The sequence below is a fragment of the Shewanella sp. ZOR0012 genome, assembly GCF_000798835.1.
Classification (GTDB): Bacteria; Pseudomonadota; Gammaproteobacteria; order Enterobacterales; family Shewanellaceae; genus Shewanella; species Shewanella xiamenensis.
This window is the reverse complement of the sequence record NZ_JTLE01000088.1, coordinates 1808-2717: the sequence shown is the minus strand read 5'-3', so window position 1 is coordinate 2717 and position 910 is coordinate 1808. Positions and strand designations below refer to the sequence as shown.

Here is a 910-nt window from a genome sequence, read left to right as displayed (position 1 = left end):
CGCTCACTACGAAACCATCGCTAAAAAGAATAATATTTCAGCCGCAGATGTCGCCAAATTAGCTGGTGAAAAAGCCATCGCTGCAACAGAAAAAGGCAACTATGTGCAAAATGCTCAAGGCAAATGGGTTAAGAAATAGCCTGTTTTAATGACAATTGAGCACCGACTAAACCCATCGAAGAACGCCTGCAATTGCAGGCGTTTTGTTTATCGAGATCGACCGCCACATCCATGGTAATCCTCCTGATGGCTTTGCTCCCTCAAACTAACAGTACTGGTGTTATTTCTGCTCTTTTTCTTGACGTAACAAAGCTATAGCTGACTCAAACTCCACAATCACACCACCCGCAGTTGTTTTGGCAATATAAGCATCATTAGTCTCCAGACTGAAGTGGCATAGTGAATTTGTCATCAAGGAACGGACGTAAATGCTTAGGAACACCCTTGCGGATTTTCTAGGTTCCAGACTTTGGATCGCGGTATGGTTGAGTCATAAATGCCATCGTTTTGTACCACCCTTTTGTACCACCTTAAGGTGCCAAAGGTTGGTGAGCCATTGGATTTAGCAACTATAATTCATAGGTTTATGATAGAAAAGAAAAAACCCGACGAGAGAGGGAGTCTACTTCATGACATAACGTATTGAAAAATATAATTAATACATACCAAAAACAGTGCTGCATTACTTTTTGCATTACTTCCGATTTTTGATATTTTCTTCAATTAGACCAATGACTTACCCTGAGAATTCGACTCCTTAACCTCCATTCAGAATAACAACATAAACAATTGTATTTACTAGCTTTTGCTCAATTTTAAAAAAGTCAATAACAATTTAAAACAAATAACGCTAATCGTCATTTTTGACCAATATTCGCACATCTGTGATTTATTTTGATAGCTTCAATAC

General features: G+C 38.6%; 1 protein-coding gene. It reads left to right on the top strand.

What is annotated here, in order from left to right:
* On the top strand, positions 1–139 hold a 139-nt coding region (locus L976_RS01765), incomplete at its 5' end, for a DUF1318 domain-containing protein (protein ID WP_156143142.1).
* Between the last annotated feature and the right edge of the window lie 771 nt (positions 140–910).